This window comes from Caproiciproducens sp. LBM24188 (assembly GCF_054130445.1).
The window spans coordinates 2556046-2576358 of the sequence record NZ_CP196862.1 but is presented as its reverse complement, the minus strand read 5'-3'; the positions used below and the strand labels follow the sequence as shown (position 1 = coordinate 2576358).

The following is a 20313-nucleotide window of genomic DNA, read 5'->3' as shown; positions in this document are numbered from 1 at the left end:
CAAGTGAAAAGAAATGCCTGCGGATTTATCGATTGAGGTCGATGTTGTATTCCGACGCGGTCTGCGGCGTGATGATCCCGCGCCGGAGCAGCTCGTCAATGCTCTTTTCCAACGTAATCATGCCCTGGCTCATGCCGGTCTGAATGGACTGGCTGATGTTGGCAGTGCGCCCTTCGCGAATGAGGTTGCTGATGGCGGAGTTGACAAACATCATCTCAAACGCCGCCGCGCGTCCTTTTCCATCCGCGGTGGGCAGCAGGCGCTGGGAAATCACACTTTTCAGCACCAGGGAGAGCTGCGCGCGGATTTGCTGCTGCTGCTCCGGTGGAAATACGTCGATCAACCGGTCAATGGTCTTTGCCGCGCCGATGGTGTGCAGTGTGGACAGCACCAGATGCCCGGTTTCTGCCGCGGTAACCGCGATGGAGATGGACTCCAGGTCCCGCATCTCCCCAACCAAAATGATGTCAGGGTCCTCGCGCAGCGCGGCTTTCAGTGCCCGTGCATAAGAAACGCTGTCCTCCCCGATTTCCCTTTGGTTAATGAGGCAGTGAATGGGTTCATGCAAATATTCGATGGGGTCTTCGATCGTAATAATGTGGCTGGACCGCGTTTTATTAAATTCGTGAATAATGGCGGCCAGCGTGGTGGATTTGCCGCTTCCAGTCGGCCCGGTTACCAGCACCAGCCCTTCCTTCAGCTCCAACACGCGTTCAATCGACTGGGGCAGTCCCAGCGAAGCAATTTCCGGGGTGACCGCATTGATAATACGGAGCACCAGCGTGGCGCCGCGCGTCTGCCGCATGGCATTAACGCGGAACCGCCCGCAGCCTGGAATTTGTGCGGAGGCGTCCATGTCGCCTGTTTTGCGGAAGGTTTCGTATTTTTCGTCGCTTAGGCAATGGTGGATCATGTCTTCCACTTCGGCGGAAGTTAGAACAGGTGCGTCCAAAAAGCACATGCTTCCGTTGATTCGGTACGCCGGGCGATTGTTTGCCGCAAGGTGAATGTCCGACGCGTGTGCCGCGACGCCGCCTTTGATTAACTCGATAAATTCCATTTTGTCCATCCTTATTGTTCCAAGATCGTTTCAGCAATGATTACTCCGTAAATTCTAATGGAAAAGGCTTATTCCTGAAGATTGCTGACTTCTACCATTTCTTCCATAGAGGTTGTTCCGTCCAGAACGATGCGGCGCAGGTTTTCACTCAGGGTGATCATACCTTCCCGCCGCGCGACGGCCCGTACCTCGTCCACATTTTTGCTGTGGCTGATGCAGTCCTTAATCGCAGGGGTCACCGGCATTACTTCGTGAATGGCGGTGCGGCCCAGGTAGCCGCGGTGACTGCAGAAATTACAGCCCTTCGCGCGGTAAAGGGTCTGCCGGGTTCCTTTTTCCAGCCCCAGCAGTTCCAACTCGTTATCGTCCGCCAAATACGCTTCCCGGCAGTGCGGGCAAAGCTTCCGCACAAGGCGCTGTGCAATCACCCCAAGCATGGCAGCGGAAACCATGTAAGGCTCCACGCCCATGTCGATTAGGCGGAGAATGGAGCTCGGCGCGTCGTAGGTGTGCAGCGTGGAAAGCACCAAATGCCCCGTAATGGCGGCGCTGGCCGCAATCCGGGCAGTTTCCGTATCACGGATTTCGCCAATCATAATGACATCCGGGTCCTGCCGCAGAATGGAGCGGAGCACGGAAGCGAACGTAAGACCGGCTTTGGGGTTGACCTCCACCTGTGTAATGCCGGGCAGAATCATTTCCACCGGGTTTTCCGCCGTTACAATATTAATGTCTTCCCGCATGATTTCTTTCAATGCGGTGTAAAGTGTTGTGCTTTTTCCGCTGCCGGTCGGGCCGCTCAGCAGGATAATTCCGTGGTTGTTGCGCAGCATGGAATTGAATTTTTCCAGATTTTCCGGCAGAAAACCAATGTCTTCCTTGACCAGTGAAAATCCGAGCGCCGTGGTGATTCGGATGACCACTTTTTCCCCGTACACGCAGGGCAGAACGGAGATTCTCATGTCAATTTCCTTTGCTCCGATTTTATAGTTGATGCGTCCATCCTGCGGAATGCGCTTTTCCGCAATGTTCATGCCGCCGATGAATTTAATACGCGATACTACCGAGGGAAGGAGTTCGGCGCTGGTTTCCATGTAAAGCATCAAACGGCCGTCTACGCGGAAGCGGATCTGCATGGATTTTTCCAGTGGCTCAATGTGAATATCGCTGGCTTTGAGCACCACAGCCTGCTCGATCATGTTGTTGACAAACCGGATGATCGGCTGGTCGTTTCCGGCGGCGTTTTCCGCCTGCACTTCCTGCTGCTGGGACGAAAGTTCCTTAGCGGCGGCAAACGCCTTTTGTGTGGTGTATAGTTCCCGGATTTTCGTTTCGATTTTTTCCCGCTCTGCGATGACCGGGCTGATTTTTAGCCTGGTATAGATTCCAATATCGTTAATACCATTGTAATCCAGCGGGTCTTCCACTGCAATGGTTAAAACGCTGCCATCCCGCTTTACCGGGACAATATGGTTGGAACGCGCCAGTTCTTCCGGTACCAGTGTGGAAAGCGTGGGGTCCACACTGACGGATGAAAGATCCAAGTATGGAATCGCAAGCTGCCGTTCTAACGAACGGATAATCTGCATTTCCGTCAAAAAATGGTTGGCCACCAGAATTTCACCCAGACGTTTATTCGTGTTTTTCTGACGGGCAAGGGCCTGCTGAAGCTGTTCTTCCGACAGTACCCCGGAGTCGATTAGAATCTGACCAAGCTTAAAATTTGTGATTTTCATCCAAAAGGCCCCCCTTTTGCGGATCGTATTTCCAGTACTTTACAGGTTCAGCAAGGAAAAGTACCATGCGATGAATTCCGAAATCTGACCGGAAAAGGCCAGAAAAAACATGAGCGCGAGACATATGGAAAAACCAAATGGAAAATAGCGGTCTTCCGGCATTTTGTGTGCAGCGAATAGAAATAAAATATGAAAGAACGCGAGAAATACCGCAATAAGATAAAAGGGAACGATCATTGAAATGCCGGTGAAAAATCCCGCGGCAGCAAACAGCTTCACATCACCGAATCCCATGGCATCTCTATGGTAGAGACACCGACCCAAAAGTCCCATCAGGAGCATTAGGGCCGCGCCCGCCGCCGCTCCGGCGAGCGGTGAAATCAGCGCAGCGGGGTGAAAACCATTGCCCACCCATTCGCCGCCGTGAAAAACAAGCCCCGTAATAAATAAGCAGAACACGAATTCATCGGGGATAATGCGATATTTCAGGTCGGCAATGCCGGTCAGCGCAAGTGGAATAGAAGTACCTGCCGCCGCCCAAAATCGAATCTGATTCCCGTACTGCCGAAAAGACAAAAGGAAAAAGACGGCGAATAGGACCGCCAGAACTGCACCGTGCGGGAACAGAAAAATCCGCTTCTGTTGCAACTCTTTCCTCGGCTGTTCCCCGTAGTCGCACAGCCACCGTGCCGGCACGGCGTTAAAAATCATGGTGCCGACCGCCCCCGCTGCGACCGCTGCGGCAGTGCAAAGAATGCCAACCCCCGCGTTCATGTGCTTTTTGCCGCGGGGCCGAAGTAGTACAGGGAAAGGGAAAGCTCCGTTGTAAGAACGGACTGGTCAGTACCCGGTACATACTTGATTTGATTTACATAATAAGCGCCGGAGGACTGCTTTTCAAAATAATTCAGCAGTTTTAACAGCTGCTCGCCCGAGCATGCGGTGGACACGGTAACGGGTACAGTGTAAAGCTGTTTGTGGTCGGAAGCGACACTTCCCGCTACGGCGGTGGCTTCTCCGGCTTCCACCTTCAAAAGCGAGACCCCTGCCAAGGCACATGCTGCGGACACGTCCTCCGCTGCTTTTTCTCCGGGGATGGGGGCCTTTTTTTGGTTGGAATCCACTTTCGCCTGAAGACGATCGATCTTCTCTTGTAACTCCGCTTTTCTGCTGAGAAGGCTGTCATAAAGCTGAATTTGCGCCGCATTCTGAGCGTGCTGGCTGTCCATTTGTACCGCAGAGACGGAAAGGGGAGTATAAACCGCGTAAAAATAGACCAATAGCACCAACACAAGCACCAATAGGTAAATCAGTACACCTGAAATCTTTTGATTTTTCATGGAGCGGCACCGCCTTTCCCGGAAGTTTTCCACGCCGTGTAATTTTTAGGGCTCAGCGTTACACTGCACTGATAGCTGCCAGCAGTCTGCACAACGGCGCTGAATGGAACTGCAATGGTGAAAAAGCCGTTGGATTCGATGTTGTGCTTGATGGAAAGATAGGTCTCAAAGTTGGAAACCGCAAAAGTCAGGGATACGTTTCCACTTGTCTGATCCACAGTGCAGGAAAGCACCGTTCCGCCTTTTGCCGTTACCTGCTCCAGAATCTGCTTTACGATTTCCTCGGAATTGCTTTTTCCGTAAGGGAGCATTGCACGGTCCGATTTTTGCTGTTCCACTTCGGAGAATAGCTTGTCCTCCTGATTTTTCAGACGTTGAATTTCAGTATAAGCGGGGTTGGAAAGGTCTTTTTCATCCTGTGCCAGCTGTCTGGCTTTCATGAAATTCAAGAACGGCTGCAGCGCCATAATGCCGATGGAAAGCGCGGTCAGCACCGCAAGCACGGTAACCTGCGCCGCGGTACTACCGGATTGCGAGCGAATATTTTTTAGAAAGTCCAGGTCGTCTTTTCTTTTTGCGCGGAGTATTCCCGCAAGCGTAAAGAATGCTTCCGGGCCAAAGCCTGTGCGGAGCGCCCGCGGCTCCGCCTTTGGAAGAACGGCACCGGCATCCGTGGCATTGATAACACTCAGCGGAATATCCAAATCCAAGGAGTTCCAGAATTCCCGGTAATTCGGCAGGGATGCAAGGGGGCCGCAGAGAAGAATACGGTCTAAATCCAGGCGTTCGCTGGAAAGCACCATGCGGATGTTCCGCGCGGCTTCGTCCGCGCTTGCGTCCAGAAGCGTGGAAATATGCCGCATTGTTTCGGGGGAGAGGGAGGCTTCGCCGTCGTCTGTGTTCATATTCAGGTGAAAGGCTGCGTCCACCGCCTCTTGAAACGGCAGGGAACGCTCCTTTTGCACAATTTCTACCAAATCGTCAAAAATGCCTTCAAACGAACGCTCAAAAACGGGGTGTCTGTCATGCATGACCAGAAGCCGCGTTTTTTCCAGGCTGAAATCCAGCACCGCAACGGTTTTTCCGGCGGTGCCGGTCAAGGCTCCGGCGGCAGAAAGCAGCCCTCCCATGGGCGGAACAATTTTATGAACCTTTAATCCCACGTGGGAAAATGCCTTGCGAATTCCCGTTACCAAATCGCTTCGCACGGCGAACAAAACTCCGGTCAACTTTCCGGTCAGGCCGTTTACATAGCCGTATTCGCGGTTCTGAATCAGGTAATCCTCCACGTCGTCAGGAAGCACGGTTTCCGCCTCCAGCCGGGCAAATGCTACCAGGTTTTTTGGCTTGCACGGCAGATGCTGATATTCCTTGCGTATGACGCTTTCCTCTTCCAGGCACACAATGCAATGGTTCGTATTGAAGTCACCGGAATTTACGCAGTGCTTTACAAACTCCGCAAACGCAGGCAGATTTGTCAGTGCGCCGCCCGAACGGAGAGGCTGCGGCAATTCGAACATCCGCGGCGCGTCGAACGCGGCCCGGTTCCCGTTCTTTGCGGGGGTTAGGTACAGAATTTCGCGGGAAAGCTGCAGTATTATCAGTTTCAAAATTGCCTACACCACACTTCAGCAGAATTCAGAACTATAATATTATATCAAGTACAGAATATCAAATACGAAGGAGCACGTCAATCAATCGAAACATTGCGGATTTGAAAAGCAAAACAAGCCCCGGACTCCGGGGCTTGCTGTATCAATAGCTTTTCGAATCAGGTTTTCGAAGGTGCAGTGCCTGATAAAACATCAGTGACTTTCTGGGATAGCTGTAATTGGTAATAGGTGCTAGATGGAGCTGATTTGGCAGCAACAATCTTTCCTCCTGCCGTATAATACCAATGATAGTCGCTCTGCTTACAATCAGGTAATTCGCTCTTGCTGTTAAGAATATTGTTGTATTCCAATGCATCTTTTACCGTTAATTCGTCTACCGAAATGTTTGTTAGAGAACCGGTTGCAGTTTTTGTTGTTGCTTCTGCATGAGCCGTTTTAAGTGCAAGTTCAATGGTTTGCGCATTGGCCTCATCGGCGCTCTTATTTGCGGAATCAATAACATTGTTTACTGTCGGAATCGCGATGGCAGCAATGATGGCCAGAACCGCAATGACGATAACAAGTTCCACAAGGGTAAAGCCTTTTTTGTTCTTGGATTTTATCAGGGCTTTCATGGGGCATACCTCTTTCATTTTAGTTTTATTTTCCATTTGCGTAATATTTTTACAAACACCTTCTAGTTTGATTATTATAAAACTGCTTTCTTAGTCTGTCAATCCCTCAATTCATTATGCAATATAATTATTTAATTTATGATTTTACAGTCACATATTGTATAATAATTACAAAATGTTGGCCAAAAATAAAGTTAGTGTGACCTTATTGCGCAAATTGGTCGAAAAGGCGGAAAATACTGATAATTTTATAGGAAAGAATTATAAATGATTGCGAAAAGTACACAATCCCGCTATAATCAAAAAGTAGACAAGTGGGGAAACTGGATGCGAAAAGGCTTCTAGCCAAATGCAGTTTTGGTATAAATTCCTATAAAATTGTGAAAGGGGACGTTCAAAATGAGAGCCAGTTCCAAACGGGGCGCCGCTCTGGCGTATGCGATTATGGTCACGGCCGCTCTGCTGATTCTGGCGGCGGGGCTGATTTCTGTGGCGGGCGCAAACCTGAATGCTTCCCAGAACAGTTTGGAAAGCCGTCAAGCATACCTTGACGCGAAATCTGCTATTGAATACGGAAGGGCGTACCTTGCCAATTACCCGGAAAAAGAAGATGAGGGCTTCTCCATCCTTTCTACCGGAAGTGGGGCCGGATTCAAAATCGGTTCTGCCGGCGCGCAGAACGCGGTCGCTGTTTATGACCCAAGCACCAGAACCATCAAGGCCGCCGCCCGGTACCGTTCTTCCGACCGCGTCCGCAGACTGGGGTACCGTCTGGGGGAATCGGGCGGGGAAAATTCCGGCGGGTCGCCTTATGAATTTTTTGTTTCTGGTATTGGTTACGGGGACACAAAAGTTTTCAATGAGGTGGAAGCTCCTTACATTTCCGGTTCAGTGCAGTCGGTTTATCCGGTGGTATTCCTCAATCTTCTTCGAAGCGGAAATTTGAATACGGAGAACCGCTTAACAGCGCCGAAGGTTTTTTGCATGGGCTCCCCTAGGCCGATTGAATTTTATAGGGAAAGCCGGTCCAGTATTGTTTCCGATTTTATCTGTATCGGCGGCGATAATATCTATGGGCAGGATTACCGCAACAATAGCTTGGATGCTTCGCATTACAGCACTTTGATTTTGAAAAGTAAATCCTCGGACAAGGGCGTCCTTTGTTTTACCCAAAACTGTACTTTACAGATTGACGGAAACGCATTCAAACGCAAGGTGGCTATTCCATCCGGCTACTATTATTTTCAGGATGGTATGAATCTATTTGATTTAACAAACGAAAATAGAAACGTTCTGCTCACTCGGGTGGATACAGCGTTCCTTCCTAGTTTTGTGAATGAGGAACAGGTGAATTTTATTCGGGACAATTACGCGAATTTTATGGATTCGGAGCAAGGAACCTGGAACTACAGTTCCGTCTGGACCGATGACGGTGGAAAAGTGAGTAAGGGCCGTCCCAGTAACCTGTCCAACGGAAAAGCATACAGTCTTACCGGCAACACGGTGTATTTTTATATCGCTTCCTGTGACCATTGGGAAGATGCCTTTCGTAAATCTGGAAATCCGAATCCGAATTTGGGCGTTTACCAAGCAAAACGGATTATTATGCGCTATGTGAATGACCAGACAAATCTAATCATCCCTAAAAATAAAACCGTTGTTTTTCAGGCGGATACGATTTCGCTCAGTACGGCATTTCAGGATGACGAGGCGGACGGCAGCGCAGACCAGCGTCCGGCCATTACAGGTCACCAGAAGGCGGACAGCACTCAGTTCATTTTACGACCGCTGCACGGAGATACATTAAAGCTCTATGTTCCGAATGATCTTCGCGTCTATCCGGATTATGACAGCGATGAAAATTGGTCCTATCTTATCCGGGCGGGGTATTATGATATTCCGGAAACCGATCTGCTCAGCGATCGTGCAAAAAAGTTTTTTGAACGCACGGAACCCGAAGATCCGCCGTCCGGTGGTTCCGGTGAATCTGGCGGTGGTTCTGCGACCGGAGGTGTATATACCGATGGACTGTAAAAAGATGCGGAATCTGCATGGCAAACGAGGGGCAACCCTAGTGGAAGTGATTGCCGCGGTGCTGATTCTTGCCATTGTGGTCACCGGCGTGCTGACGGGAATCGGGTTTTCCCAACGGGCGATTTTGTCCCAAAGCTCACAGGGTGACGCCGCCGCACAGGCGCAGAATCTGGCGGATACGCTGATCACCATGCTGCATGGCAAGGACGAAGACCAGGCGGCACAGGTTGCGGTTTCCGGTGCACAGCGGGTGGATTCCGGCGATTTTCCGGCCAAGGATGTGGACAAGCAGTTTTGCATTACGCCGGTGCACGACGATACGCTTTCCGGAGATGATTCGGAAATTTCGGGATACCGAATTCAGGTGGCGGTCGCCTATACCGACAACGGCGGGAAAAAATACGTTCAGCTTACCGCATTTGCGGCAAAGGACGGTGATGCAGCATGACGCTTCGCGGAAAAAAAGGAATTACACTGGTCGAACTGATTGTTTCCGTCGCGCTTACGGCGGTCATTATCACCGCGGCCTGCGGCGCGCTGTATGCCGCGGCACACAGCTTTCGGAGCGGTTCAGCAAGCGCGTTTAACCAGCAGAGGGCGGCCCTTGCAGAAAGTTACCTTCAGCGTTATGCGGCTACAGCAACCGCGGTTTCCTCTGAGTCAGAGAGTGACAAAAACGGCGTTATCTTTTCCGTAAGGAATAATGCCGTACAAATTACCCGGCAAACGGTGTCGGACAGCGGAAAAACGCAGGCAAACGAGGCGTCCATCGATGGGATTTCCGGAATAGAGGTTTCGGTTTCCGCTGGAGTGCTGCATTACACCATTGTATCACAGGACGGCAGTTACCGTTTGACCGGAGGAATCGCGTTGAACAATGATGCCTCGGATTCTCTTGCACCATTCACCGTTCGGGGGGATTCGGTTCTCTTTTTGAAATTGTAAACGGGCTGTTCTTGGTCTGTGGCGCTAAACCGGGTGAGTCCGTACTTTTTGCGTGTCAAATTTTTTACGTTCGGAACGATAAATTATATAGCTATCCTTCGATTCGAATGGATTCGCATTAATTTAGAGTGAAGGGGGTGAAAAAATTGACCGCAAAGAAGAAGAAAATAGCTTTTTTATTTAACATTTTTCTTTCATCATTAGCAGCAAAGCCGCTTGAAGTCAGCAACAAATCCATGGCGGCCATCCTGAATATTTCAGAATCCGCTCTGTCTAAACTGCGCCACAGCCGTACCCAAAAATTGCCGGCTGGCCTGCACCCGGGCCTTATGGCATCGAAGTTTGTTGCGGAGGTTCTCCGGGAATTTGCGCCCACCAAGGCCACGGCGCTGCTGTTTATCGATTACGCCAAATCACTGGGGGAAAAATATATCTTATCGGACTCCCTGTCCCGGTTTGTTTCCGTCATTACGGCGACCAATGCCGTGGAAGAGGAAAAAGCCAAAAAGCTTTATACCGGTATGATACCGGAACTGCTGAAGCTCTGTTATGAAGAGTCCTACTTCAGTTCCGAAAAGGAATACGACAACTGGGTAATGAGCCACAGCAATATGCATTCGGAAGCGGTTTACCAGAAAATCTGCGATATGGTGAATCAGAATGTGCTGAGCAGCGAACGGCTTAAGCAGCTTGTGAATGTGGTATATTCCGCCTCGGTTCGGCGTCAGCTGGCCCAGTACCACAGCGATTTTTCCTACCTTGAAATGATGAACGATTTCTTTCGCTCTCAGGTAAACCAACCGTTTTACAGCATGATCCGCCGAAGTGAGCAAATCTCCGTTTCGGACGATGGAACCGAGATTACCCGTGTGATGACAGCTCGCGAGCAGATTGTTCCGCAGACGATGCAGCCGGTGGATTTCACAGTATCACAAACCTATTATAATAATTCCATGCATCTGCCCTCGGAAAACATCATTGAAACCGCTTTTCATGAGCTTTCCTGCTCTGTGAATGGCCAGCCGCTGACCGATTATGTTAATCAACAGGAAAATACCTCCTATCAGTCCCTGCATCAGTTTATTACAGTTCAGGAAGAAGAGGATGATGGGAGCGAAGCCTCGGAAAAGCATCTGATGCTCCGGTTTACGCTGTATCCATCCGAAGCCGGCGAGCCGATCAATATTGAATACGGCTACACCAGCACGTCACCGTTTATTCCGAACGTTTCCTGCAATTGTTTCTATACGCTGCAGTATCCCTGCAAATTTCTGTATCATGAATTCGCACTGGACGAGCGAACCGCGACGAAATGGGGTGTGCGCGTTAAGCTGTTTGCTCCATTAGCGAACAGTATCTGCGACCGGAAGGATCAGCAGGATAGTATCCGGACGGGCGGAAGCGCAGGTGCTATGCATGTGATGTTTTATGATTGGGCCATGCCGGGTGCGGGTTATTTTTGCAATCTTTATGAAAGAAAGGGAAATTCTGCGGACACGGCTGCTTTTTAAGTCTTCTATTCGGTATGGAATGAAAGCAACCTGTCCTTCTTCATAAATCCTATTTTGGCAGGTTAATTCAGGGCAATATTATTTGGAAATAACTTGCGCGAAATTGTCGCTTTTTATATAATAAGGTAAGATCATACAAATCATACAAAACTTAGAAAGGGGAGAGCGGAATGCCTTTGCTGGACGATTCCCATACCCCGGTATTTTTTGATGTCTTTTACAGGCCGTTTGACGGGAACGGACAGACCCTTTTGGCACAGGTGAGGGAGGAGTATTTTTCCTCTTTACACGGAAAATCGGGAAAGCTCCGCAGTGTAGAAACCGGTGCGGAATGCCGGACCCGCTACAAAATCGGCCACGGTGTTTTTCAGTGGCGGAAAACCAGTGGGAAATTGATCTTACAACAGTCCTACCGTGACCGGGACGGATATTCCATTCTTACGTGGAATCCGGCGGGGGAGCTTATTTCCAAAGCGCGTTTTGGCGCAAATCATCATTGGCTGCAAACCTGTTATTATGCGGGAGATCCAGCAAGGCCGGCGGCGATGCTCAAACCGGAGCAAAGTGGCGGCCTTTTTCTGCTACGCTATTGTGAAAAAACACAGCGGTATGAAAAAACAATGCTGCGGCCGTTGCCATACACCGCAGGCAGCGCAGAGCAGAGTTTGGTGAATGCTGTTGTCGGCGAGCCGGAAGTGATTGCCCGGACGGACGGAGGAAGCTTCTGTTACTGCCCTGCGCAGGAAGCGGCGCGTCGTGCCGCGGTGCTAAATGACCTGAAATCGGGGGAACGCAGCATAAAACCGGTGTGGCCGGAAGAACCGGACGCAAAACTTCATTTTATTTACATAGAAAATGCGGTGCCCAAGCCGGAACCGGAACCGCAGGAGGTTCCCTTTTCCGTGCCGGAAACTGCGAAATCCGTGTGGATTCCGGAAGCGGTGCAGAAAAAGGATTACCACGCCAATCACGAACTTTACAGCGTGGAAGCGAGCGCGCCGAAGAAATACGCAGTTGCAGCAAGGGGAATCGGCGGCAAAACGCAGGTTAGTTCTGCAGTTGCTCCCGGCGTTCAACGCGCGGCCACCCGCATTGTGGTTAGTGCAGAGGAAAGCTACCTTTATTTCGGAAAAGTCATCAACGGTCTGCGCCAGGGACGCGGCCGCACCCAGATGAGCAACGGCAACACGGCCTATGAAGGCAATTATGTGGACGGGAAACGGGACGGCTTCGGCGTATACTATTATAAATCCGGAAAGCTCTGCTACGCTGGAAATTGGAAGGAGAACCTCCGCGACGGCACGGGCGTTGCGTTCAGTTCGCGGGATGGCTCCATTTTTGTTGGCCGTTGGAAAAACAATATTCCAACAGGCCCCGGCGCGGCGTTTGACGCGGACGGCAACCTGATTTATACCGGTGAATGGAAAGATGGCAAACGCCATGGCCACGGCACGGAATTCCGAAACGGTGAAATTGTTTTTTCGGGTGAATTCCGCGACGACCATTATTATTCAGGGTATAAACGGATTGAAGACGAAACGGCTGTATCGGAATCGGATGAGCAGGACAAGGAAGAAAGTGCAGTTCGTTCCGATGTAAAGCAATAATCCTTTTCATTCATAATCAGGACTTTACGGGATGATATGTTTGTAAACCAAAAGCACTTTACGGAGGTTTTCCATGCAGTGGCTGGAATTGCATAATGTGGAATACGGGGAATGTGTCGTGCTGGGCGGCGCCCACCATGATATTTTAATGGTGGACTGCGGTAGCAGCAACCAGAAAATCCGCGAGGGGGATGTGGAATTTTCCGCATACGTTGATCCTTCCATTTTGCGGCGCTACGCGGGGTGCACTGCGCGCAGCTTTCTGCTGACCCATTATCACCGCGACCATCTCTGCGGGCTGCGCCGGATTCTGGAGGCAAATCCAGACTATTTCGGGCGTATCTTCTTTCCTGCTTCCCCCTGTGACAGCCGCGGTAAGCCGCTGCTTCTGGAATTTGCGCTGTTTGTTTACGCTTTTTTAAGCCGCCAGACCGATTATTCGCAGGTGAACATCAGCGCGCTGAAAATTTTTGAACGCACGGCAAAGCTCACCGGGGCCAATCGCATCTACGCGCTGAAACAGGGCGACAGCTTCTTGTTTGACGGCGTTACCTACGACGTCCTTTGGCCTGCGCGAGAGAATTTTCCATTTACCGATCTGTTCGCGAGCGCGGTGGAGGACATGAACATTTGTCTCAGCTCGCCATTTCTTCCACAGTGTGCAAGGAACTTTATGCGGCTGAAGGAGGAATTCTGTGCGGCTTACTTGGCGTGCTGCATGACTGCACCGGTTCGGCAGGAGGCGATTGCCCGGGTTTCTGCCATATTAAATAGGATCGATGAGTTGATTCCTCAGCTGCAGCTGCTGCCCCCTGCACCGGATATTGCGGAAATCCTCAGCAGACCATCGACGCGTACGGCTTACTCGGATGAACTGAACGCGGCAAGCGTGATTTTCCAGAATCGGCGTACGCAGGAAGCCAGTCTGGACGATATTTTAATGACAGGGGACGCGACCCCGGAAAGCATGGACGCGGTGGCCGACTTTCTGTACGATTCCTATTACATTATAAAGGCGCCGCATCACGGCACGGCGAGCGCTTGGAGCCATCTGCTGAACGAAATCAGCGCGTCCCATATTCTCATCAGCAACGGTGACTACCAGCAGGGCGGCAGCATTGCCGCCGAATACGTCGATCTTCCCGCTATTAAGCACTGCACCAACTGCGCCGCCTGTTCGTGGTACCAAAGCAGCGGGTGTTCTTGCAACCGTGTGGCCTGCTGCTATGACCTTCCGGATCGCCCGGGGTTAACCATTAAATGTCCGTATTGCCAAACATACCGGGATTCGTCGGCACGCGGGCAGGCACCCTGCCGAATCTGTGTGGTGTCCTCCGGCGGAGAACGCGCCTGCCTGTGTGATGACAAGCCGGCGGCGAATAATTTTTAAATCGATCAGGGAAATTGAAGATTCAGCGGAATAAACAAAAATGTGGATTGTTTGTTGACGGATTCATTGACGCGACTAAATAATAGACAAGAAAAAGAAGAATAATTTGACGAAAAATCGAAATGTTCACAATGATTTCATATTTCCTTCACAGTATTTTCATCCGTTCTTCCTTGCATGGCATCATGTGTGCTAAAATGTGGAAAAATAATTGGAAAACGGCGAGATTACAGGTAATTTTTATAGAAAATAATCTCCATTATCTACTTGACAATGATTGCCAAATATCTTATAATCCAATTAAACATATGGGCGGTACAGGTGACTGCGGCATTGCTGGCGCTCTTTGTGCAAGGCAGTTGTCACTTGTATCATGCGAGTCAGGGGAGAATTTTTAACACCCATGGCGAACACATGTATGTTAACTTCTCATAGCACACGCAAATGCAAAACGAACTATTTTAAGGAGGACAAAAAGGATGAAAAAAATCACAGGAAAAGTTGTTTCTCTTGTGCTTGCGCTCGCACTTGTAGTAACAAGCTTTTCAGGCATCTCTGCTTTTGCTTACAGCAAAACAGTAGAAGGCAGAGTCGACCTCACCGAAGATGAGATTTATCTTGTCAACGGTGGAGAAACTAAGGAACAAAGGCAGTATAAAGTCGACTTACTTAATGGTAAGGAACTGACTGCCTTGGATCGTACTCAGTCTGCATCCGATGTTGAGGTTTCCTCAATTTCTCATGCTTCTGGTGACTCTCTCGTTAGATGGGACATTGATGACACCAATGTTACCTTTACCCTGAGAGATTCTAAAAAGTCTGGTAAAGAAGTTCTTTCCGTTCTTGTGAAAGGAAGCTACACAGACGACGATGACAACAAAATTACTGTTAAGGTAAAGAAAGAGTATACGATTCATGTACTCGCTGCCGACAAGTTTGTAATCGGTAAAAAGGATTCCGGTTATGAAAAACCGGGCGATGAAATCGATGAGTTGGATTCTTTTGCCCAGACCGCTGGCAGCAAACAAGAGGCCTGCATCTATCAGCCGAAGGCTGGAGCGGATGCCAGAGCAACTTATGAAATAAAGAAAAATTTGGTCCTGTCTGATAAAGATAAAGATGCTCTGAAAGGCAAGATCTTTGTTGATATCAGCAACGACACAAACATTCACGCTACCGTAGATAATGATAGCGGCGTGATTACAATGTTTGCGGGTAGACAGCCTAACGATGATTTTACTAAATTTGGTGACGACGCATCTACAGGTAATGTAACAATTACTGCTACAAGCTATGATGCAGATGGCAAGAAAGATGATGATACCAAGACTACTTTTAAAGGCAAGATTGAAAAGAAAGTAGATGTCGCTACACTCGTAGAATCTATGAAAAAAGCTACGGAAGATCCTGATTCTTTCGTAAAAGATTCTTTCGTAATCGAAAAGGCAGATAAGGGCGGCTCTACTGTTTTGGAAGGTATCAAAAATAAGTATCTTGCAGATGCAGATGAAGCTGCTAAAGATGTTGTTGTGACCAATGCAGAAGTTGTTTTCCCTGATGGCACAAAGTCTGTTTCTGTAGGTGAAAAATCCAATCTCCAGAAGATTTCCGGTACAGTCGGTGCTCTGTCTGTTGGTGATGCATCAGTCAATACGATTGATGTAAAGGGTTCTGTTTCTATTACCGGTGATAAGGCGTCTATTGGCGACATTACGGCTGATGCTGGTGTTTCTGTTGAAGACGGTAAGACCGGGAACATCACGGTTAAGGATTCTGGCCTGAATATTGCTGGTGGTACTATTGGCAATGTTGAGATGAAGGATGACGCAACTACGGTTACAATTGAACCTTCTGATGATGAAACTGCAATCACAGTTGGCGACATTAAGACCAAGAGAGGTTTGACGATTTCTTCTGTTGATAGCGCCAAGGTTTCCGTTGGTAATATTACGGTGACTGGTGATTCTGATGTTACATTAGTTGGTAACAAGGTTACTTTGAAGTCTGTTGATTTTGACTATTATGTTGGCAGACTTGCCCTCGGCGATACTGATGAGTTCGTTGGCACGGTGCCGTCTTTGAAGAATGCAATTAACACAACTATTGCTGCTCAGGAAGAAGACACTGACGCAGTTATTAATGGAAATGTTAATGTAGATGCAATTTCTGTTGATGATGATGCTGCTCTTAAGTTTACTGATAAGGTAGACGTTAACACAATTGACGGCGACGGCACTTTGGCAGTTGCTGCTGGCAAACTCTATGTTGATGGCTCTGCTTCCGGTGTTACCCTGAAATTGACAGATGCAAATCTTGCCAATGGCATGGTTGCTTACACTGCTAAAACTGATGCTCTTGATGTAGACGACATGAACAACTTTGGCTTCACTGTTGCGAAGTCTACCGGCAACTCCATTGATACCTTTAAGATTAATGGCTTGACCTTTGCTGGCGTACAGGTCAACAAGACATCCGCCAGAATTGCAAAAGACTATAGCGAAACCTTTACCGCAACTGCGTATCCGACCGGAACCACCATTCCGACCGATGCGAAGATTGCTTGGGAACTGGATGGCAATGATGATGTGTTCCAGGTAACTGCTACAGGCAATACTGCAACAGTTAAGGTTCTTAGGATTGATTCCGATTTTGCTTCTGAAAATGAAGCTACTTTGACAGCGAAACTGGTTGACGAAGACGGCGATGAGATCGATGATTATGCTTCTGCTGAAATCGCTCTGACCGCTATCGCAGTTCCGGATGCTAAGTCCGACACAACCACAAACTTCACGGTTGCTCAGGGCGCTAGCTACACCATGAAGGTTACTTCTGCTACAGCGCCGTCTGTAACACTTGGCACCGCTGGTGTGTTCGCTGTAACAACCACCAAGAACGGCAACGATTACTTCTACAAGTTCGTTCCGACAGGTAAGGTTGGCGCTGCTACCGGCGTATACCTCAACGGCACAAAACTCCTTGTTGCTTCCGTTGGCGCTCCTGCTTTCAAGAGCGACACCACTGTTGCAATTAAGGTTGCTGCTGGCAAGTCTTACACCTACAAGATCACCGCTTCCGCAGCTCCGAGCTTCGGTTTCGGTACTGGCAACGTTTTCAGCGTTACCAAGATCAGCAAGGTTGGCAATGACTACTTCTTCACAGTTGCTCCGGTTGCTAACGCAAAATCCGGCGCTGCTACTGGCGTATACGTCAATGGCGTGAAGGTTAATGTTGCTACAGTTGCGTAAGCAATTTGGCACAAGGTTTCTTCCTAATTTGATTACTACTATCTCAACAAAATAAGTGTAGTTGTATTTGCGTAGCAGCGGTTTGGGCTTTTGCCCAGCCGCTGCTTTGTGCCCCAAAAGCTAACAGCCTAAAACAGTGAAATCCACTCGGTTTGCCGCAAATCGGGTGGATTTCGCTGTTTTTTGTTTTAGTTAATTCATGGAATTACCTTGAAAATAGAAATGCATTCCGTTACAATGAAGAAAAATAGTGCATACTTGAAATATATCGTGTTTTACAGAAAGGAACATGGCCATGATCTTTAGCAGCCTGCTCTTTTTGTTTGTCTTTCTTCCTTTGGTTCTGGTTGCTTACTATGCTGTGCCGCGCAAATGGAAAAACCTGTGTCTTTTTTTATTTAGTCTGGTGTTTTACGCGTGGGGCGAACCGGTTTCTATTTTCATTATGCTGTTTACCACGCTTTTCGATTATTTTGTCGGCGTTTTACTCGACCATTTTCGCGACAATCGGACCGCAGCACGATGGATTTTGGTCATGAGTATTTGTGTGAATGTTGGCCTTCTCGGGTACTTTAAATATTCCGACTTGTTAGTACAAACTTTCAACGGTATAACCGGATTGTCCGTACCGCCTCCGCAGGTAGTACTGCCGATCGGTATTTCCTTTTATACTTTTGAAGCGCTTTCCTACGCGGTAGATGTTTACCGTGGCCAGGCCCCAATACAACGTAATGTGATTGATTTTGGTACTTACATTTCCTTTTTCCCTCATCTTGTTGCTGGACCGATTATCAAATATGAATTTATGGCCGACCAGCTGCATAATCGGGAGGAAACGCTGGAAAAGTTTACAGCCGGTTCCAAACGATTTATGGTTGGACTGTTCAAGAAAGTGTTAATTGCCAACAATCTGGCGCAACTGGCGGATAAGATACAGTACCTTGGGGATCCTTCCACGCTTTCTGCATGGCTGGGTGCACTGGCCTTTACGTTCCAGATTTATTTTGATTTTTCCGGATATTCCGATATGGCAATCGGTTTGGGGCAGATGTTCGGCTTTACGCTTCCGGAAAATTTCAACTATCCTTACATCTCGCAGAGCGTGTCGGAATTCTGGCGGCGCTGGCACATTACACTAGGTTCATGGTTCCGGGAATATGTTTATATTCCTTTAGGTGGGAATCGCTGTTCGGTGTTGAAAAATGTCAGAAACCTAGCCGTTGTTTGGGTGCTGACCGGGATCTGGCATGGCGCAAGTTGGAATTTTGCCCTGTGGGGCGCGTATTACGGCCTTCTGATTATATGCGAGAAGCTTTTCTTAAAAAAACTACTGGACAGAGTTCCTGCGTTTGTTCGGTGGCTGTATGCGTTTCTAGCTGCCGTTACCGGATGGGTGCTGTTTTCCTATACCGACATACAAAAGGCGTTTGGCGTGCTTGGGGCAATGTTCGGCTTTGCATGCGGTGTGGACAGCCTTGGAAGGTATTCACTGATTACTTACCTGCCTTTGTTTATCGTGGCTGCGCTCTGCAGTACGCCGGTTGTAGGACGCTTGACCGAAAGGCTGAGAAAGAGCGGAGTAGCCGGTCGGGTGATATGGTGCGCCGGTTTTATAGCCCTATTTGTCCTTTCGCTGTCCAGTCTGGTGAACAATTCGTATAATCCGTTCCTTTACTTCCGTTTTTAAAGGATAGGTGAGAGCATGAAATTATTTGAAAAAGGAAAGAATGAGAGCAGAAAATGTGAACCTGGTTCCTTGGCGATTACCGTGTTCTTGTTTCTGACGATTCTTGTAGGAATTCTGTATTTGGCTCTTGCCCCAAAACAGACCTTTTCAGAAGATGAAAATCGCGTGTTGGAATCTTTTCCGACCGTAACGCTGGAATCAGTGCGCGACGGCAGCTTTATGGATTCCGTGGAAGCCTTTGTGGGCGATCATTTTATGCTGCGTAAATTCTTTGTTTCTTTAAATACGCGGGCGCAGCTGTGGACCGGCAGGCGGGATTTGGCGTCGGATTACAGCAAAGTACCTGCTGAAGGCGGGATCTATTATGGAAAAGACGGGCATCTGTATGAGGTTTTGCTGCCAAACCGGACAGATGTATTTCAGCGTAACGTTTCCGGCTTCAAAATTTTTGCCGAAAAAGCGCAGGTACCGTTTTATGTGCTTCCGGTGCCGTCCGGCTCGCAGGAGCAGCCGGATAAGCTGCCCTACTCCGCGCCGAACCATGACCAGAGGGAAGAATTAAACGCGCTGCAAACAACGCTGGGGCAATCTGCGAAGGTAATTGACGTATTTGAAGCGTTGAGCGACAAAGACGGTCAGGATTATTACTATAAAACGGACCATCACTGGAACTCGTATGGGGCCTATCAGGGCTATCGTGTCCTGATTACCGAAATGGGTTATTCTCCGGCTGAACAGGATGACTTCGATTTCCAGAAAGCCTCTGACTCCTTTTACGGTACGCTTTACTCAAAAGCAATTTTATCCAACCAGCAGCCGGATACGGTGTATCTGCCTGTATATAAGAAAGCTGAGAAGCTGAGCCAGGCCACCGGGAATTTGGTGCACGATTCGATTTACTGGAAAGAATATCTGGAGAAAAAGGATAAGTACTCCGTTTTTCTCGGAGGAAACCACAGCGTGGATATCGTGAAAAATGAAGTTCAGACAAATGGGAAAAAGCTATTGATCTTGAAAGACTCCTATGCAAACAGTATGGTACCATTTTTAGCCACAAATTTCTCGGAAATTCATATAATCGACTTAAGATATTACAATAAGGATATTTATTCCTATATACGACAAAATGGAATTACCGAAACAGCCGCGATCTATAGTATTAAGCAGCTTTGTGACGTTTTGGTTGGCAACCGGCTTCTCCAGCGCTGAACCGCTCATTTATATGCAGAATCGAGCGAAATCCGGCCTTAAGAAGGGCGGAAATCTATGTGGCATTTTTTTGAATATCGGACCCCAAAAATGCAACACTCGATTTCAAATTATTCTTAGGCATTTTTATTACAAAATATTTACCTTTTCAGATTCGGAGGCATTCTGAAAGCGCAAACTCAAAAACCGCATGAAATCTGGAAAAAACACTGATTTAAACCAATAAATGATTCATTGATTTAGTGAATTAAACAAAAATAAATTTCTTGTATATCTTGAAAAATGCATAAATTATTGCTATAATATTTCAAAGTATAAGGAT

At 48.5% G+C, this 20313-nt stretch carries 15 protein-coding genes; 9 read left to right on the top strand and 6 right to left on the bottom strand.

All coding sequences use genetic code 11. The features are described 5' to 3' along the window. Positions 1-25 precede the first annotated feature (25 nt). From ACSVDI_RS12140 to ACSVDI_RS12115, 6 genes are all read right to left on the bottom strand, one after another. Complete coding sequence (locus ACSVDI_RS12140; RefSeq protein ID WP_457943243.1) at positions 26-1060, bottom strand: type IV pilus twitching motility protein PilT; 1035 nt, start codon at positions 1058-1060, stop codon at positions 26-28. Between the two features lie 68 nt (positions 1061-1128). After that, positions 1129-2796, bottom strand: coding sequence for a GspE/PulE family protein (locus ACSVDI_RS12135; protein ID WP_457943242.1), 1668 nt, complete (start codon positions 2794-2796; stop codon positions 1129-1131). 39 nt (positions 2797-2835) lie between these two features. After that, the gene (locus ACSVDI_RS12130) at positions 2836-3570 is read right to left on the bottom strand and encodes a prepilin peptidase (protein ID WP_457943240.1); all 735 of its coding nucleotides are present in this window, start codon (positions 3568-3570) and stop codon (positions 2836-2838) included. Next, positions 3567-4136: a hypothetical protein gene (locus ACSVDI_RS12125; RefSeq protein WP_457943239.1), complete on the bottom strand. Its 570-nt coding sequence runs from the start codon at positions 4134-4136 to the stop codon at positions 3567-3569. The genes ACSVDI_RS12130 and ACSVDI_RS12125 overlap by 4 nt, the downstream gene beginning before the upstream one ends. Further along, positions 4133-5746 carry a hypothetical protein gene (locus ACSVDI_RS12120; RefSeq protein WP_457943238.1) on the bottom strand — a complete coding sequence of 538 codons (1614 nt, stop codon included), beginning with the start codon at positions 5744-5746 and terminating at the stop codon, positions 4133-4135. Before ACSVDI_RS12120 ends, ACSVDI_RS12125 begins: the two co-directional genes overlap by 4 nt. Positions 5747-5907: 161 nt before the next feature. Next, the gene (locus ACSVDI_RS12115) at positions 5908-6363 is read right to left on the bottom strand and encodes a prepilin-type N-terminal cleavage/methylation domain-containing protein (protein ID WP_457943236.1); all 456 of its coding nucleotides are present in this window, start codon (positions 6361-6363) and stop codon (positions 5908-5910) included. A gap of 399 nt (positions 6364-6762) precedes the next feature. On the opposite strand from ACSVDI_RS12115, the gene ACSVDI_RS12110 reads away from it, so the two are divergent. The 9 genes from ACSVDI_RS12110 to ACSVDI_RS12070 all read left to right on the top strand — a co-directional run bounded on the left by ACSVDI_RS12110 (position 6763) and on the right by ACSVDI_RS12070 (position 19991). Then, complete coding sequence (locus ACSVDI_RS12110; protein WP_457943235.1) at positions 6763-8397, top strand: hypothetical protein; 1635 nt, start codon at positions 6763-6765, stop codon at positions 8395-8397. Next, positions 8387-8845: a type IV pilus modification PilV family protein gene (locus ACSVDI_RS12105; protein WP_457943234.1), complete on the top strand. Its 459-nt coding sequence runs from the start codon at positions 8387-8389 to the stop codon at positions 8843-8845. The genes ACSVDI_RS12110 and ACSVDI_RS12105 overlap by 11 nt, the downstream gene beginning before the upstream one ends. Then, the gene (locus ACSVDI_RS12100; protein ID WP_457943233.1) at positions 8842-9342 is read left to right on the top strand and encodes a prepilin-type N-terminal cleavage/methylation domain-containing protein; all 501 of its coding nucleotides are present in this window, start codon (positions 8842-8844) and stop codon (positions 9340-9342) included. The genes ACSVDI_RS12105 and ACSVDI_RS12100 overlap by 4 nt, the downstream gene beginning before the upstream one ends. A 146-nt stretch (positions 9343-9488) precedes the next feature. After that, positions 9489-10853, top strand: coding sequence for a hypothetical protein (locus ACSVDI_RS12095; RefSeq protein ID WP_457943232.1), 1365 nt, complete (start codon positions 9489-9491; stop codon positions 10851-10853). A 170-nt stretch (positions 10854-11023) separates the two neighbouring features. Then, positions 11024-12460 carry an MORN repeat-containing protein gene (locus tag ACSVDI_RS12090; RefSeq protein WP_457943231.1) on the top strand — a complete coding sequence of 479 codons (1437 nt, stop codon included), beginning with the start codon at positions 11024-11026 and terminating at the stop codon, positions 12458-12460. 73 nt (positions 12461-12533) lie between these two features. Beyond that, positions 12534-13850 (top strand): hypothetical protein, encoded by a 1317-nt coding sequence (locus tag ACSVDI_RS12085; protein ID WP_457943230.1) that lies wholly within the window; start codon positions 12534-12536, stop codon positions 13848-13850. Positions 13851-14329: 479 nt separating this feature from the next. Next, positions 14330-17095, top strand: a complete 2766-nt coding sequence (locus ACSVDI_RS12080; protein ID WP_457943229.1) for a hypothetical protein — start codon at positions 14330-14332, stop codon at positions 17093-17095. A 295-nt stretch (positions 17096-17390) separates the two neighbouring features. Next, positions 17391-18782, top strand: a complete 1392-nt coding sequence (locus ACSVDI_RS12075) for an MBOAT family O-acyltransferase (RefSeq protein ID WP_457943228.1) — start codon at positions 17391-17393, stop codon at positions 18780-18782. 15 nt (positions 18783-18797) lie between these two features. Continuing rightward, positions 18798-19991: a DHHW family protein gene (locus ACSVDI_RS12070; RefSeq protein WP_457943227.1), complete on the top strand. Its 1194-nt coding sequence runs from the start codon at positions 18798-18800 to the stop codon at positions 19989-19991. The last annotated feature ends 322 nt before the right edge of the window (positions 19992-20313 follow it).

What these genes read in the sequence shown, in the direction of transcription:
- ACSVDI_RS12140 (WP_457943243.1), bottom strand. Translation starts at nt 1,060, where the DNA reads ATGGAATTTATCGAGTTAATCAAAGGCGGCGTCGCGGCACACGCGTCG.
- ACSVDI_RS12135 (WP_457943242.1), bottom strand. Translation starts at nt 2,796, where the DNA reads ATGAAAATCACAAATTTTAAGCTTGGTCAGATTCTAATCGACTCCGGG.
- ACSVDI_RS12130 (WP_457943240.1), bottom strand. Translation starts at nt 3,570, where the DNA reads ATGAACGCGGGGGTTGGCATTCTTTGCACTGCCGCAGCGGTCGCAGCG.
- ACSVDI_RS12125 (WP_457943239.1), bottom strand. Translation starts at nt 4,136, where the DNA reads ATGAAAAATCAAAAGATTTCAGGTGTACTGATTTACCTATTGGTGCTT.
- ACSVDI_RS12115 (WP_457943236.1), bottom strand. Translation starts at nt 6,363, where the DNA reads ATGAAAGCCCTGATAAAATCCAAGAACAAAAAAGGCTTTACCCTTGTG.
- ACSVDI_RS12110 (WP_457943235.1), top strand. Translation starts at nt 6,763, where the DNA reads ATGAGAGCCAGTTCCAAACGGGGCGCCGCTCTGGCGTATGCGATTATG.
- ACSVDI_RS12105 (WP_457943234.1), top strand. Translation starts at nt 8,387, where the DNA reads ATGGACTGTAAAAAGATGCGGAATCTGCATGGCAAACGAGGGGCAACC.
- ACSVDI_RS12100 (WP_457943233.1), top strand. Translation starts at nt 8,842, where the DNA reads ATGACGCTTCGCGGAAAAAAAGGAATTACACTGGTCGAACTGATTGTT.
- ACSVDI_RS12090 (WP_457943231.1), top strand. Translation starts at nt 11,024, where the DNA reads ATGCCTTTGCTGGACGATTCCCATACCCCGGTATTTTTTGATGTCTTT.
- ACSVDI_RS12085 (WP_457943230.1), top strand. Translation starts at nt 12,534, where the DNA reads ATGCAGTGGCTGGAATTGCATAATGTGGAATACGGGGAATGTGTCGTG.
- ACSVDI_RS12080 (WP_457943229.1), top strand. Translation starts at nt 14,330, where the DNA reads ATGAAAAAAATCACAGGAAAAGTTGTTTCTCTTGTGCTTGCGCTCGCA.
- ACSVDI_RS12075 (WP_457943228.1), top strand. Translation starts at nt 17,391, where the DNA reads ATGATCTTTAGCAGCCTGCTCTTTTTGTTTGTCTTTCTTCCTTTGGTT.
- ACSVDI_RS12070 (WP_457943227.1), top strand. Translation starts at nt 18,798, where the DNA reads ATGAAATTATTTGAAAAAGGAAAGAATGAGAGCAGAAAATGTGAACCT.